Source organism: Natronorubrum bangense, assembly GCF_004799645.1.
GTDB lineage: Archaea > Halobacteriota > Halobacteria > Halobacteriales > Natrialbaceae > Natronorubrum > Natronorubrum bangense.
The window spans coordinates 1,151,595-1,166,122 of sequence record NZ_CP031305.1 but is presented as its reverse complement, the minus strand read 5'-3'; the positions used below and the strand labels follow the sequence as shown (position 1 = coordinate 1,166,122).

13 protein-coding genes are annotated in these 14,528 nt (G+C 61.8%); 7 read left to right on the top strand and 6 right to left on the bottom strand.

Annotation, left to right across the window (positions count from 1 at the left end; genetic code table 11):
* Positions 1-189: 189 nt before the first annotated feature.
* On the top strand, positions 190-1,479 hold the full coding sequence (locus DV706_RS05805) for an adenosylhomocysteinase (protein WP_006066053.1): 1,290 nt from the start codon (positions 190-192) through the stop codon (positions 1,477-1,479).
* Between the two features lie 91 nt (positions 1,480-1,570).
* Here the strand turns inward: DV706_RS05805 and DV706_RS05800 are convergent, their stop codons facing one another.
* Both DV706_RS05800 and DV706_RS05795 read right to left on the bottom strand, forming a co-directional pair.
* Entirely contained in the window at positions 1,571-2,365 is a 795-nt protein-coding gene (locus tag DV706_RS05800) for a PAS domain-containing protein (RefSeq protein WP_006066054.1), read from the bottom strand.
* A gap of 42 nt (positions 2,366-2,407) precedes the next feature.
* Positions 2,408-2,665, bottom strand: a complete 258-nt coding sequence (locus DV706_RS05795) for a HalOD1 output domain-containing protein (RefSeq protein ID WP_006066055.1) — start codon at positions 2,663-2,665, stop codon at positions 2,408-2,410.
* 246 nt (positions 2,666-2,911) lie between these two features.
* Here DV706_RS05795 and DV706_RS05790 point away from each other — a divergent pair, with 246 nt between their 5' ends.
* The 3 genes from DV706_RS05790 (at position 2,912) to hjc (ending at position 9,220) form a co-directional block, all read left to right on the top strand.
* Complete coding sequence (locus DV706_RS05790; protein WP_240756826.1) at positions 2,912-7,687, top strand: PAS domain S-box protein; 4,776 nt, start codon at positions 2,912-2,914, stop codon at positions 7,685-7,687.
* A 113-nt stretch (positions 7,688-7,800) separates the two neighbouring features.
* Complete coding sequence (locus DV706_RS05785) at positions 7,801-8,613, top strand: CPBP family intramembrane glutamic endopeptidase (protein WP_006066058.1); 813 nt, start codon at positions 7,801-7,803, stop codon at positions 8,611-8,613.
* An 85-nt stretch (positions 8,614-8,698) separates the two neighbouring features.
* Positions 8,699-9,220: a Holliday junction resolvase Hjc gene (gene hjc / locus DV706_RS05780; protein WP_006066059.1), complete on the top strand. Its 522-nt coding sequence runs from the start codon at positions 8,699-8,701 to the stop codon at positions 9,218-9,220.
* Between the two features lie 40 nt (positions 9,221-9,260).
* On the opposite strand, the gene DV706_RS05775 is transcribed toward hjc, so the two are convergent.
* The gene (locus tag DV706_RS05775; RefSeq protein WP_006066060.1) at positions 9,261-9,467 is read right to left on the bottom strand and encodes a zinc ribbon domain-containing protein; all 207 of its coding nucleotides are present in this window, start codon (positions 9,465-9,467) and stop codon (positions 9,261-9,263) included.
* A gap of 61 nt (positions 9,468-9,528) precedes the next feature.
* On the opposite strand from DV706_RS05775, the gene DV706_RS05770 reads away from it, so the two are divergent.
* Positions 9,529-9,825, top strand: coding sequence for a hypothetical protein (locus DV706_RS05770; RefSeq protein WP_006066061.1), 297 nt, complete (start codon positions 9,529-9,531; stop codon positions 9,823-9,825).
* A 24-nt stretch (positions 9,826-9,849) separates the two neighbouring features.
* On the opposite strand, the gene DV706_RS05765 is transcribed toward DV706_RS05770, so the two are convergent.
* Both DV706_RS05765 and DV706_RS05760 read right to left on the bottom strand, forming a co-directional pair.
* Entirely contained in the window at positions 9,850-11,664 is a 1,815-nt protein-coding gene (locus tag DV706_RS05765) for an acyl-CoA dehydrogenase family protein (RefSeq protein WP_006066062.1), read from the bottom strand.
* A gap of 93 nt (positions 11,665-11,757) precedes the next feature.
* Positions 11,758-12,399 (bottom strand): SWIM zinc finger family protein, encoded by a 642-nt coding sequence (locus DV706_RS05760; protein ID WP_006066063.1) that lies wholly within the window; start codon positions 12,397-12,399, stop codon positions 11,758-11,760.
* 345 nt (positions 12,400-12,744) lie between these two features.
* Between DV706_RS05760 and DV706_RS05755 the strand changes: the two genes are divergently transcribed.
* Positions 12,745-13,008, top strand: coding sequence for a DUF7472 family protein (locus DV706_RS05755; RefSeq protein ID WP_006066064.1), 264 nt, complete (start codon positions 12,745-12,747; stop codon positions 13,006-13,008).
* Positions 13,009-13,050: 42 nt separating this feature from the next.
* Entirely contained in the window at positions 13,051-13,407 is a 357-nt protein-coding gene (locus DV706_RS05750) for a hypothetical protein (RefSeq protein ID WP_006066065.1), read from the top strand.
* A 29-nt stretch (positions 13,408-13,436) separates the two neighbouring features.
* Here DV706_RS05750 and priL read toward each other — a convergent pair whose 3' ends face one another.
* Positions 13,437-14,519 (bottom strand): DNA primase regulatory subunit PriL, encoded by a 1,083-nt coding sequence (gene priL / locus DV706_RS05745; protein WP_006066066.1) that lies wholly within the window; start codon positions 14,517-14,519, stop codon positions 13,437-13,439.
* Positions 14,520-14,528 lie beyond the last annotated feature (9 nt).

Genomic DNA, 14,528 nt, shown 5'->3' with positions numbered 1-14,528 from the left:
CCACTGTTTTTTGTGCTCGAGTCGATCGCCACTATCGTAGCCACTGAACGTCACTGCACACCTGATCGAACGATTGCTGTGCGATCAGTGTGTGAATCGGTGCAGTTGTTACTACAAGCAGTCAGCGGTGTGGCGGACTGTCGTCACTGCTTCGGTAGCGTTTTGCCTCCGCTGTCCTTCTGTCGAGATATGACCGAATCTGCGTATCCGCCGATCAGCGATCAGTTGGCGGAGCTTGACGCCGCACAGGAGGAGGGTCGTCGGAAGATGGACTGGGCCGCCCAGCATATGCCGATCCTCGAGCACGTCCGCGAGGAGTTCGTCGCCGACAAACCGTTCGACGGCGAACGCATCGCAATGGCGATGCACGTTGAAGCGAAGACGGCTATCCTCGTCGAGACGCTCGCAGAGGGTGGCGCAGAAGTTGCGGTGACGGGTTGTAACCCGCTGTCGACTCACGACGACGTGAGCGCGGCGCTCGACACCCACGAGAACATCACCAGCTACGCCAAACGCGGCGTCGACGACCAAGGGTACTACGACGCCATCGAGGCTGTCATCGCCCACGAGCCGACGATCACCGTCGACGACGGGATGGACCTCGTCGCCGCGATCCACGAGGACTACCCTGAACTCATCGAGAGCATCATCGGCGGCGCAGAAGAGACCACGACGGGCGTCCACCGACTGCGCGCGATGGACGACGACGGGGCGCTTGACTACCCCGTCTTCGCAGTCAACGACACGCCGATGAAGCGTCTGTTCGACAACGTCCACGGTACCGGCGAATCCTCGCTGGCGTCGATTGCGATGACCACGAACCTCTCGTGGGCCAGCAAGAACGTCGTCGTTTCCGGCTTTGGCTACTGTGGCAAAGGCGTCGCGAAAAAGGCCGCTGGCCAGAACGCCAACGTCATCGTCACCGAAGTCGAGCCACGCCGCGCCCTCGAGGCCCATATGGAAGGCTACGACGTGATGCCGATGGCCGAGGCCGCCGAGGTCGGCGACGTCTTCCTCACGACGACGGGCAACCGCGACGTCATCGTTCGCGAGCACTTCGAGAAGATGCAAGACGGTGTGTTGCTCGCGAACGCGGGCCACTTCGACATCGAGATCGACCTCGAGGCGCTCGACGACCTCGCAGCCGACCGCTACGAAGCCCGTGACGGCGTCGAAGCCTACGAACTCGAGGACGGTCGCCGACTCAACGTCGTCGCCGAAGGCCGTCTCGTCAACCTCGCCGCGCCCGTCTCGCTTGGCCACCCCGTCGAAGTGATGGATCAGAGCTTCGGCGTGCAGGCAGCCTGTGTGCGTGAACTGGTCGAAAACGGTGAGTCCTACGATGCGGGCGTCCACGACGTCCCCGACGAACTCGACAAAGAGATCGCCGAGATCAAACTCGAGGCCGAAGGCGTTGCGTTCGATTCGCTTACGGAGACCCAACGCGAGTACATGGGCTCCTGGGACCACGGCACATAAGCGCCACTGCGCTCCAGTGGTGCGGTTCGGAACGGAACGCTGTCGGAACGGACCTGCTGATCGGTTTGCACTGCGTGTCTCGAAGTAACGCTCAGCTCAGCTCTTTGTCTGCGTCGGTCGGGACCGTCTCGACTATGAACACTAAACTATCGTCCTCGAGACTGCCGAGCCGAATGCTGACGGGAAACGTCTCGCCGGTCTTTCGTTGGCCGGTACAGCTGCCGGTCCAGCGCCAGCCGTCCGCGACAGTCGGAATTGCGGCCGTTTCGAGCCGTTCGACGCTGTCGGCGGTGAACAGCGCCTGCCACGCCGTTCCGACGAGTTCGTCCCGGTCGTAGCCGAACTGGACCGCATACGAGCGATTCGCGAACTCGAGATCGCCGTCAGGAGCGGCGGTCGCGATCGCGTCGTTGGCGAGTTCGACGCTGGCCAACGAGCGCTGCGAGAGCGATTCGAGCCGTCGTCGCTCGACGAGTGTTCGAATTCGATGGCGCAATCGCTCGACGGCGGTCGTTGAGTGGCCCTGAATCATGTAGTCGACCCACTGCGAGGACTGGACCCTGTCGATGGCCGCCGCTGGGTCGGCGAGTTGATCCAGAAGGAGCAAAACCGGGAGGTTTGGAGCTCGCTGTCTGACTCGCTCGAGGAAGTCGTCAACGGTTTCGTCTCGAGCCGTCGGACAGTCGCTGACGAGACAGTCAATGTCGTCGAGCGCCCCCAACGCGTCGGGAAGTGACGTCGCCGTTCGGACCGTCAGCGCATCGTCCTCGAGGGTCGTTTCGACCTGGGTTCGATACTGGCGGTCGTCGGCGACGACGAGTGCCGTAATCGAGTCGCTAGCCGACGAACTGGTCCGGACGACCGTTTGCAGTGGTGGGACAGTCATCGGTGTACCTCTTTTTGTCTCGACTGCATCGATCCGAGGTCGTTACGACCGCGTGTGGACCGTTCCATCGATGAGAATGGCTCCATCGCCCTGCACCTCGACGGTATGCCCACCGTACGTAAACTCTACCCGCGCACTTATTGGCGTGCTTTCCTGAAAGAGCTGGTCGAGTGCCTCGGGGTCGATAGCGTGGTACAGCGGCTCGAGTTCGACGGGATCGGTGTCGAGGCTGTCAGCGAGGGCCTCGACGACGGAGAGACTGATCGAATCGTTGTGATAGTCGAGCGTCGTTTCAGGCATGATATCCGTAGCAATGCCAGGGATGGGTATTTGGCTATCCATTATACACGTAATCTCGTCGGTTGTCGGACACTACATGTATAGAAGGTGTGCCGGAATCGAACGACTGCGTGGGTCTGCATCGGCACGCGTGCGACGCTCACCGTCGGACTTGCCACAATATTGTGGTTGAGTACAATTGTATTTTGTATATTCATCGATTAGAAAAACCGCACCTATCATTTACGCTCGTTGTGTAGCCACCCCATGGCTGTGTCTTCGGTCTGGAGCGGATCTGGTGAGTGGGCTACCGATCGCCTGCTTGCGCTGTTTGTCGCCACCGCGGTCGTACTCGTCTCTGGCTCGTGGCTCGGTGTGACACCGGCCGTGGAGTTCGTGGGACCTGACTCGTTGCCAGTCCCCATCGTCCTGTTTGGCCTTGCTGCCCACGGCGACTCCAACCGGGACGGCGCTCTCGAGCGACTCGTGACCGAACTCGAATCGTTCGTCGCGACGGTCCGCACCGGCGAGCACGAGGCGTCCGAACAGTCGCCACGAGACCGGGTCGATCGCATTCAGGAGGCAACTGCGGCCGTCGATACCGAACACGAGCGAACCGATGATTTCGACCGGCTCGTAACGGCGATCGACGACCTGACGACGGCGGTGGTCGACCGGGAACGCGAGTTCACTGCGCGGGAACAGAAACTCCAGACGACGAGCGCGCGACTCGAGGCATTGTTCGAACGCTCACCCGACATGATCGACGTCCTCGACACCGAAGGGACCCTCGTCGAGGTGAACCAGCGATTCTGTGACGAACTGGGGTATACCGAAGCCGAACTGCTCGGGACGAAGATCTGGGAGTACGATCAGTCGTTCGATGCAGCCGAGGTCCAGACCCTTCTTGAAGGCGTCTCCATCGGCGATCGCCGGAAGTTCGAAGGTCAGTATCAACGTCACGACGGCTCGACGTTCCCCGTCGAGATCCACCTGATCAGGATCGACCTCGTTGAGAAGGATCGGTTTCTCGTGATCAGTCGAGACATCACCGACCGGAAGGAACGCGAACGGACTCTTCGTGAGCGTGACCGCCAGCTGACCACGCTGATGAGCAACGTCCCCGGGATGGTCTATCGCTGTCGAAACGAGCCTGAATGGCTGTTCGAGTTCGTCAGTGACGGCTGTCTCGAACTCACTGGCTACGATCCTGACGACCTCGTGAGCGGTGCTGTCAACTGGTCGTCGGACATCATTCTCGACCATCACGACGAGCTCTGGGAGACGGTACAGCAATCCGTCGACGACCGGGAACCGTACCACGTGACGTTTCCGATCGAAACAGCCGACGGCGAACGCCGCTGGGTCACCGAACGCGGCCGCGGCGTCTTCGCCGACGACGGCTCACTCGAGGCATTAGAAGGCGTCATCACCGATATTACCGAGCGGGTCGAGAACGAACAGGAACTCGAGCGCACGACCCGCCTCCTGGAGCAGTCCCAGCGGCTGGCAAACATCGGGGCCTGGGAACTCGACGTTCGCGAGGAGCCGTACGATCTCCGGTGGACCGACGAGGTCGCCCGGATCTACGGCCTCGAACCCAGCCCTGACGTCGGTCTGGCCAAGTCACTCGAGTCCTATCATCCGGAGGACCAGCGTGCGCTCCGGCTGGCGATCGAACGGGCGATCGAAACGGGTGAGCCGTACGAGCTCGAACTCCGGCTCGATCCGGCCGGCGAGGACGCCGACCGGCGCTGGGTCCGGACTATTGGCGAACCCGTTCGGGAGAACGGCGAGATCGTCAAACTCCAGGGGTCAATACAGGACATCACCGAGCGAAAGCGTCGTGAACGGGACTTACGCGAGACGAAACGACGACTCGAGCTCGCACTCGAGGGGACGAACACGGGAATCTGGGAGTTGAACGTCGAAACGAACGACCTCGACTGGAACGACACCTTACAGCAGATCGTCGGCCTCGAGCCCGGCGAGTTCGAGGGAACGTACGAAGAGTTCATCGAACGCGTCCATCCGGAGGACGTTCCCCGAATCGAGGCCGCACTCGAGCGAGCCATCGAGAACGACGAACTGTACCGGGACGGGTTCCGGATCAGACACGAGAACGGCGACTGGATCTGGGTTGGCGGCCGCGGCCGGCTGGTGGTCGACGACGACGGCACGCGGCGGGTGGTCGGGATCAACAACGACATCACCGAACGCAAGCGCCTCGAGAACGAACTCGAGCGCACGCTCGACCGGATCAGCGACGCGTTCCATGCAATGGATACGGAGTGGAACTTTACCTACGTCAACACACAGGCCAAGGAGTTACTCGGTGCAGAAGACCGCGACCTGATCGGGAACTCGATCTGGGAGGAGTTCCCCAGTGCCGTCGACTCTCGGTTCGAGGAGGAGTATCGCCGCGCGATGCAGACACAGGAAGCAGTCACGTTCGAAGAGTACTCGCCGGTCGTCGACGCCTGGGTCGAGGTGAACGCCTACCCCTCCGAGAGCGGGCTATCGGTGTATTTCCGTGACATCACCGAGCGCAAGGCGCGCGAACGCGAACTCGAGCGCTACGAGACGATTATTCAGGCACTCGGTGACCCAGTCTACACACTCGATGCCGAAGGCGAGTTCCAGTTCGTCAACGACGCGATCGAAACGCTCGCGGGCTACGAGCCGTCGAACCTGATCGGTGCCGATGTCTCCGACCTCCTGCCACCGGACGACCTCGAAACGGCTAGGGAACTGGTCCGTGACCTCCTCCGTGAGGGAACGCCGTACGAGGCCTACGAAGGCGATATCGTCACCGCGAACGGAGACATGATCGAGACGGAGACACACGTCGCACTGTTACCGATGGATAATGGCGAGTTCACCGGGACCGCGGGCGTCATCCGCGATATCACTGAGCGAAAAGAACGCGAACGCGAACTCGAGCGGACGCGGGACCTGCTCGAGCGTGTCCAGCGGATGGCGAAAGTCGGTGGCTGGGAGTTAGACGTCGACGCAACGCCACGGACGGCGATCTGGACCGACGAGATGTACCGGCTCCACGACCTCCCCCACGGGGTCACACCCGATCTCGAACGGACGATCGAGTGCTACCACCCCGACGACCGCCAGTTCGTCCGCAAACAGCTCGAGACAGCGATCGAAACCGAGACGGGGTACGACCTCGAAGCGCGGCTCCAGTCCGACGACGGAGACGTCAGATGGGTGCGCGCGATCAGTGAACCCATCCACGACGATGACGGCAATCTCGACAGGTATCGTGGCACGGTCAAGGACATCTCCGACCAGAAGCGACGGGAACTGGCCCTCGAGTCACTTCACGACACCGCCCGTGAGCTGCTCAATGCAGAGACGACACCAGCCGTTGCCGATCTCGTCGTCGAGACAGCCGCGGAGTTACTCGAGTCAGGAACTGCAAGCGTCTATCTGCTCGATGCCGAGACGAACCGGTTCGAGCCAGCCGCGTCGACGACCGACTTCGTCGACCAATCCGGTGGTGCACCGTCGATCAGGGCCGGTGACGGTGATTCCGTTCTCTGGAACACCTATGTGACGGGAACACAGACGGTCGTCGACGACCCCGACATCGGTGCCCGATCGCCGCTGTTTGGCGACGATATGCCGGGAGGGCTGCTCGTTCCGATCGGCAACCACGGCGTGTTCGTTCTGGTTGCTTCGCCGGCGACGATCGACGACGAGACCCGACAGCTCGTCGAAACGCTCGTCGCGACGACGGAGGCGGCGTTCGACCGCCTCGAGAGCGAGGCGAACGTGCGAGAACGCGATGCGGAGCTGGAAGCCCAGAACAGCCGCCTTCGACGCCAGATCCAGATCACCAACATCATCAGAGAGATCGACAGATCACTCATCGGTGCCGATAGCCGCGGTGAGATCGAACGAACCGTTCCCGAACGGTTGCTCGAGGCCGACAACGTCTCGTTTGCCTGGATTGGCGCCCTCGATGCAAGCGGGACGACGCTCGAGCCACGAACCTGGGCTGGTAGCGAACCGGAGTATCTGGACGCGCTGTCGCTCGACGTCGAGGGCGATTCCGGTGAGCCTGCGCTCCAGACGATTCGGTCAGAAACGCCGATGCTCGTCGAAAACGTCGTCGAGGGGCTCAAGCGCGAGCCGTGGCGACGGAGTGCACTCGACGCAGGATTCCAGTCGGTCATCTCCGTCCCGCTTTCGTTCGAGGAGTATGGGTACGGCGTCCTGTCGGTGTACGCCACCGAGCCGGACGCCTTCACCGACCTCGAGCGAACGGTGTTTGCCGAACTCGGTGAAGGGATCGCGAGCGCGATCAACGCGGCGAAAACCCAGGAGGCGTTACACGCCGAGACGCTTGTCGAACTCTCGCTTGCACTCGAGGCGGACGATGATATCCTGTCTCGAATCGCATCCAAGACTGGTGCACGCGTCGTCTACGAGGGGCTTGGAACACACTCTGGATCGGAGACGGTCCTCTTTTTCGAGACCAGTGGGGTGCCGTCAGCCGACGTCACGGCTGCCCTCGAGACGCTCGTCTCCGTCACGGAGTATCGACTCATCTCCGAGTCGGATGACTCCTGTTTCTTCGAGGCGACCGTTTCGGGCGATGTTATCGCCTCGCGGCTGGTCCGCCACGGCGCAAGCCCGAGAACGATTCAGGCGACCAGCGCGGGCCTCGACGTCACCGTCGATGTGCCGACGACGACTGACGTTCGTGAGTTCGTCGAGATGCTTGAAGATCACTACACCAGCGTCGACCTCACCGCTCGGCGTCACGTCCAGCGGACGACCCACACCAGACAGGAACTGGTGACGTCGCTGTTCGACGAACTGACTGATCGACAACTCGAGGTCCTTCGAACCGCGTATCTGGCCGGCTTTTTCGAGTGGCCACGCGAGAGCACCGGTGAGGAGATCGCCGAACTGCTCGAGGTGACACAGCCGACGGTCAACCGACATCTCCGCATCGGACAACAACGACTCCTCGAACAGTTGTTCGGGGACACGACACTCTCACTCACCGAAGAGCAGTGAGACCAGTGGCGTGCGTTCGACTGCACTGACGGTCGAACGCCACTCAGTATGCAGTTGGCAGTACGACTCTCGAGAAAGGAACACCCAAGAATGGGGCCCACATAGACTGTCGTATGGAAACGTCCTCCGATCATCGCGATGGTGCGCCGCTTCGATCGGCGCTCGTCGCTGTTGGACTGACAATTTTCGGACTGGTTGGGGCCAGCATCGCAACCGTTCCAGCGATTGTCGCTGATCCAGCACTCCTCGAGGGGATGGCTGATGCCTCGATCGAGAGCCGAACCCTGTATATGATCCTGAACTTCGTCGGGATGGCACTGGCAGGGGCGATCTATCTGGCTGCGACCGGCCGTGGCTGGTCGTATGTCGACATTCGGATGCCAACGAAGACCGGCTGGTGGTACGTCCTCGGTGGCATCATCGCCAGCATTGCCTTCCTGTTCGCTGTCAACATCCTGCTTCAGCTCTTTTCCGTGCCAGCCGCAGAGAGCGAGGTCGTCGAAGTCGTCGGCCAGGACCAGACGATGATCCTGATCATGATCGTCATCGTCTTTTTCTTCAACGCACCTGCCGAGGAGTTCCTCTTCCGAAACGTCATCCAGAAACGGCTCTACGACGCCTTTACGCGGCTCCAGTCGATCCTTCTCGCGAGTACAATCTTCGCGCTCGTTCACCTCCCGATGTACCTTACCCTCGCCGAATCGACGCTGGCGACCGTCTCCTCGCTTGCAATCATGTTCGGCGGCTCGGTTATTTTCGGCTACCTCTACGCGAAAACCGATAACCTCCTCGTACCGACCGCCTCTCACGCCGCGCTCAACGCCTTCCAGTTCGGCGTTCTGTACCTCGCAATCGAGTACGACCTCGAGGAAGCCCAGACAGCGCCTTCGGTGTTGTTCGACGCCGTCGCGGCCGTTCCGCTGTAGCGCTCGTTCTCGGTTACCGTTTCGTCGTCACCACGTCCGCGTCGCCGTCCGTTCTTTTATTAGTGCCCGCTGGTGAGAGAGAGGTATGTCTCAGGCGAAGGGTGACCGCCGCGAACGGGAACTCGTCAACGAACTCGACAACGCTGGCTTCGCGGTGATGCGCGCCCCCGCAAGCGGCTCCGCAACGGAACGCGAACTCCCTGACGTGCTCGCCGGTGATGGCGAGCAGTTCTACGCAATCGAGGCCAAATCCAGCGCCGGCGACCCGATCTATCTCACCGGTGAAGAGGTCGAGGCGCTGATCTACTTCGCCCAAAACTTCGGTGCGAAACCCCGTATTGGCGTTCGCTTCGACCGCGAGGACTGGTACTTTTTCCACCCTGCCGACCTCTACGTCACCGACGGCGGCAACTACCGGGTAAAAAAGGAAACCGCCATCGCCGATGGCACCGACTTCGCCGAGTTCGTCGGCCGCTCGGAGAAAGTCACCCTCGAGGAAGTCGGCGACAGCGGCGACGACGGCCCGGATGAAGACATCCTTCGCGTCTTGAACGCCGTCGAACAGGGCGTCATGGAGATCGAGGAAGCTGCGACATTGCTCGAGTGAGCGAGTCGGATTTCCTAGCACCGGCTGAGTCCGCGCCGACTTAGCCGAGAAAGAGATCGATCATGTTGTTGCTCGAGTCGCCACGGTACAGTTCCGAGTAGCCGCAGTTGGCACACGAGACGACTCGGAACCGTCGGTTCTGAACGTCGAAGAGTTTCGAGAGCCCGGTGCCGGAGGTGGCGATGTCGTCGACTTCCGTCTCGGTGTGGCCACACTTCGGACAGCCCTGATCGCTATCGGAGACCATACTCGCCGTTCGTGATGGCTCGTTGAATACTTTATTGTCGGGTGATGTCGAACGTGGAACCATGGTCGCCGCCTTACTCGTATTCGTGCTCCTCCTGTCGGTACTGGTCCCACTCGCCCTCTATCTCCTGATCAGCAACGAAACCGCGAACCCGACCCTCGTCGACCGCGAAACCGCTGAACGCGAGGCGAAAGCACAGGGCGGGCTCGGAACCCGCGGCCGGGATCGAAATGTCGACGGTCGAGATGGCCCGAGCGCGGACGCAAGCGGGCGTGCCAGCGACGACACCGAAACCGACTCGTGGGGGTACAGTCGTCTCGAGGACGACGAGGATCGTTCCGATCGCCGCAGGACGTGACGAGAAGCGGCCACCATCGAGCAGTCACCGCTCGAGCGTTTCGAGGTCGACCGGCGCGTACCGAACGATCGAGTCGAACGCCTCGAGCGCCAGCCGATCACCGCCCGTGATCCCGCGTGCCGACGGCGTCTCGAGTTCGGTCGCAACGAAACGCTGTGCGACCAGCGCCAGCCGGCCGTTCCCGTCCTCGAGACCCGTTTGGGCTTGCTCGAGCAACAACGCGGCCGTAAAGACGTCGAAGATGTAGTGGGCGAGTCGCTTGGCCGAGAGCTGTGCGTACTCGGTGTCTGCACCGGCCAGCGTCGCGAGCGCGCTTGCAAGATCGTGAGACTCGGCTTCGACCGTCTCGGCGGTCGCTGTGAGGGCCGGATGTGAAACGTTCTCGAGGCGGCCCTCGATCGCCCCGAACAGCGGTTCGTGGGCGTTCTCACGCTCGAGTGCGCGAAGCACGTCCAGTGAGAGGATGTTTTCGGTGCCCTCCCAGATCGGCAACACCTGTGCATCCCGGAGCAAGCGGTTCGTGACGAAGTCGTCGACGTAGCCGTTGCCGCCGTGGATCTCCATGCCGTAGGAAGCCGTTTCGACGGCCATCCGGGCCGTTCGCAGCTTCGCGATCGGAATCAACAGTCGCATCAGCCGGGAGGCTTCGTCGGCAGTGTCACCCGCTCGCTGCGCCTGTTCGCGTGCCGAAAACAGCCGCGCTGTCTCGAAGACGTACGCCACCGCAGCCTCGTGGTCGACGGCCATATCGACCAGATCTGCCCGCATCAACGGATACTGGTCGATCGTCTCGCCGAATGCCTCGCGGTTGGCAGCATAGATCTTGCTCTCGAGTACCACCCGGCCGATGATGCCACAAGAGGCCGCGGCGTTCGACAGTCGCTCGAGATTGAGCATTTCGGTCATCTGCTTGAACCCGCGTTCTTGTTCGCCGACGAGGTGTGCTTTCGCGCCGGTGAACTCGACCTCGCCCGTCGGAACGGCGATGGTGCCGAGTTTGTCCTTGAGCCGGCGATATAACTGGTCGTTGACGTCCTCGGGCGAGAGTGGGCCAGCCTCGAGGCGGTCGCCTTTGGTGTACGGACTGCTCTCGAGGTCCGGATCAGCGTGGGGAACGAGAAACATCGAGAGACCGTCCGTCCCGTCGGGGGCATCGTCAGTCCGGGCGAGTGCGAGCGTGCCTTCGGCGTCGATGTTCGAGCAGAACCACTTCTCGCCGGTGAGCCGCCAGCACCCCTCGTCCGCGTCCCACTCGGCTCGTGTCTCGTTCGCACCGACGTCGCTGCCGCCCTGTTTTTCGGTGAGAAACATCGCCCCCTCGATGAGAGCGTCGTAGCTGCGGCTCGTCAGCCCCTCGTAGTACTCGCTGAGCGAGCCGTCGTCGAACTTCTCCAAGACGAGCGCCGCACCTGCGGTCATCGCGACGGGGCAGTCGAAACCGGGGTCTGCGTAGCTCAGTAGATACTGCATCGCGAGGTTGTGTGACAACGGCATCGGTTCGTCCCGCCCCGGCGGCGCCTCGAACGCGTCTGCGACGATGCCCAGCTCGTAAGCCAGCCGCTCGTTCTCGAGTTGTTCGGCCGGATACCGAACTCGGTTCTGTCTCTCGCCGTGTTTGTCGTAGGGCTCGAGTTCCGGCCCGTGGTCGTCGATGTAGTCGGCGTTGTCTGCGATCGTATGGCCGACGGCGTGGCCGAACTCGGCGAGTCGTGGCGCTGCCCACTCGAACTCCGCAGCGGTGTAGATTCGCCGGAGCTCGCGCTCGAGCGTGTGGTCGAGGTCCCAGTAACTGATGGCCCGTCCCTCATCGAACTGTCCGTAGTCGATGCTCGAGTGCATGTCATGGCTATTGTTGTCGAATCACAATAAAACAGGAGTGAAGCAACGATTCCGCCGTTGGTGTGCGTTGTCGGCGACCAGCAGCCGGGTTCGTCACGAGGAACCGAGACGAGCCGGCTGCTTCTCGAGTCGCGTCCGTGGGAAGACGTACACCTTCAGCGACTCGGGGACGACGCCGTGACGGGCCACGGTGGCGTGGGGATAGACCGCACCGACGACAGGCACGTCTGGATTGTAGCTCTCGTTTGTGCCGTACTCGGCGACGGTGCAGTCGGCCGCGCCAATGCGGACGGCGTCGGCTCGCAGCACAGAGACGTCGACGACGGTGAGCCGGTCGCCGGTCTCGCGGTCGACGACGGTATCTCCCGGCCAGATCGTGTGCGTCTCGCAGTAGAACGGCCCGGGATCGGTTTCGTCGACGAACACCGTCGTCTTGCAGTCGTGACACGGAACGGTGATCTCGCCCGGCGGTGGCGTCCGCCCGTCGGTAATCTCGATGGCGATTCGTCGGATGTGTTTACACCGAACCCCACGGAAGACGTGATCCGGACAGGTACAGCGACCCCCTTCGAGATCGACGAGATAGGTCTGTTCGCTGGCTGATTCGACTTCGTACAGCCCGTCGCCGAGCGGGAGCACCGACATCGGTTCGGTGCGGGCACGGCGCGAGCGCCCCTCGAGGCGGTCGCCTGACGGTACTGGCAGTGGTGTTTTCGGTGACGCTGTTGTGTTCATGATGCGTCAAGGGTGCCGATCACGACTGATCGGCTCGCAGTTGGTCGGCTAGCTATTCGAAGATAGTAGGCACTCGAGAGTGATAACGAACTCGCCGGCAGCTGCAAGCTCCCGCTTTATATGACCGCTTCAGCGCGAGGGCGCGCCCTCGTGACCGTGGGTACAGTAGCCACTGAAAGTCAGTGCACACCCGGTCGCACGACAGCTGTCCGATCGGTGTGTAACCCGTTTCAGTTGTTATGATAGTAGTCGCCTGTGCTCGATCATCTCGGCGCGTTTCTCGTGGCGGTGCGTCGGCGCGGCCTTCGAAGCGCTTTTGACCCGGCCGACGGAATCGATTCCATAATGCTCGAGCGTGAGCGAATCATTGAAATCGTCGTCGCCGTCGCCTCTGTCATCCTGATGCTTGGCGTCATGATCGGTATCGGTTCCGAATACGGGGCCGACAACGGTACTCTGTCGCCTGAAGGGGGCGAGTTACTCGTCGGTGCGATCATTGGCTTTATCTTCCTGCTGACCGCTGTCGGCCTCGTTCTGGCGTTTCTTTTGAACGAGCCCGAAGACGGACTCGAGACGGACGACGATCCGGACGCCCAGAGCGCGGCATAAAAACGGCAGCAGCGTTTTCACGTCGTCTCGATAACATGATGTATGGACAACTCAGAGTCAACGACTCAGTCGCCCTCGCGACTTCGGGGACTCGTTGTCGCTGTCGCCGTGTTGCTCGGATCGTCACTGTTCGTCAGATCGACGTCCGTGATCGATCCAGCCGCCGCTGGTGTGGTCCTTGCTGGAGTCGCCGCTGGACTCGTGTGGAGACGCTCTCGGACGGCGACGGCGGATGACGAACACGAGGACGACGACTCCGACGTCTGGAACGCGATCCCATCCTGGCAGTATGGGGGTCGACACGTCGAATCAGGTGGTCTCGCCCGTGGTGAGCAAGAACGTGCGCTCCAGGAGATCCAAGAACAGGCCGACGAACTGTCTAGAGATCACGAATCGTAGCCCTTTGACGACCTGGGTGTGACGCTCGGCTAGTCGCCGCTTGCGGACTCGCCGTCGCTCTCTTCGTCGCGCCAGTCTTCGACCTCGTCGTCGTCGGCGTCGTCGATCCGCTCCTCGTAGTAGGCCATCGGGTGCGGAATTCGTTCACAGAGGTCGTCTTTGTTCACGCAGTCGCCGTAGGATTGCATCGTCGCACACGATGGGGCCGAGTACTCCGTAGGCGAAGAGTCACCTCGGATATGGTCGGTCTGGTAGCGGGTCATCTCCTCGCCAAACGACGAGTTGACCCGGTAGAGATCGACGATCTCGTCGGTCTCCATCCCGATGTTCGATAGGAACGCGGTGATCGCAAACCGGGAGTGGTGTGGCAGATGTTCACCCTTCTGGATCCCATCGAGCAGGGCTTTCATACACGGCGGGAACAGCTCCGGGACGACCGTATCTATCTCGCGAGTCAACTCGAGGTCCGCCAGTACCTCCCGGATCTCGGCGACGTCGTCCTCGAGTGCGGCCTCGATCACGTCGGGAACGTCGAACGGTAGTCCATCCTCGATACGGCTCCGAACGGCTTCTTGCAGGAGTGTCAGCAGTTCAGCCTCTGTCACTGGCACCTCGCCGTCGGCCAGCGCACGATTGACCAGATGCCACTCGTCTTCCCAGAGGTCCTCCGCCAGTGGGAGATAAGTACCGACGTCGATCCGATACCCGTCAGTGGTTTCTCGAACGACAGCCTGGAGGTCGAACTCCGAGAGCACGGTCTCGAAATCCAGTCCCGTCGAGTCGACGCTTTTGAGTTCGGTTGTCGTCTCGAAATCGGCGGTGAACCGGTCGTACGCGGTCGCGGCCTCGGCACGGGCGTACTTGCGCACGAGAATGCGCTCGTCAACCATCGAAACGAGAACGCGCGCAACGGGGTACGAGAGCAACTCGACACGTGGCTCTCGGTGTGGGTCGCCGGTCTCGCCGTCCTCGAGTGCCGCGACAACGCGCTCGCGGGCGCGGTCGACGACTGCCCGGTCCTGTTCGACGACGGTGGCCAGATCGACGGCCTCAGTCGCCACAGCGTCGCGGGCTGCCTCGAGAAACGGGTACCGGGCGTGCAGTCGCTGCATCGGTAATCC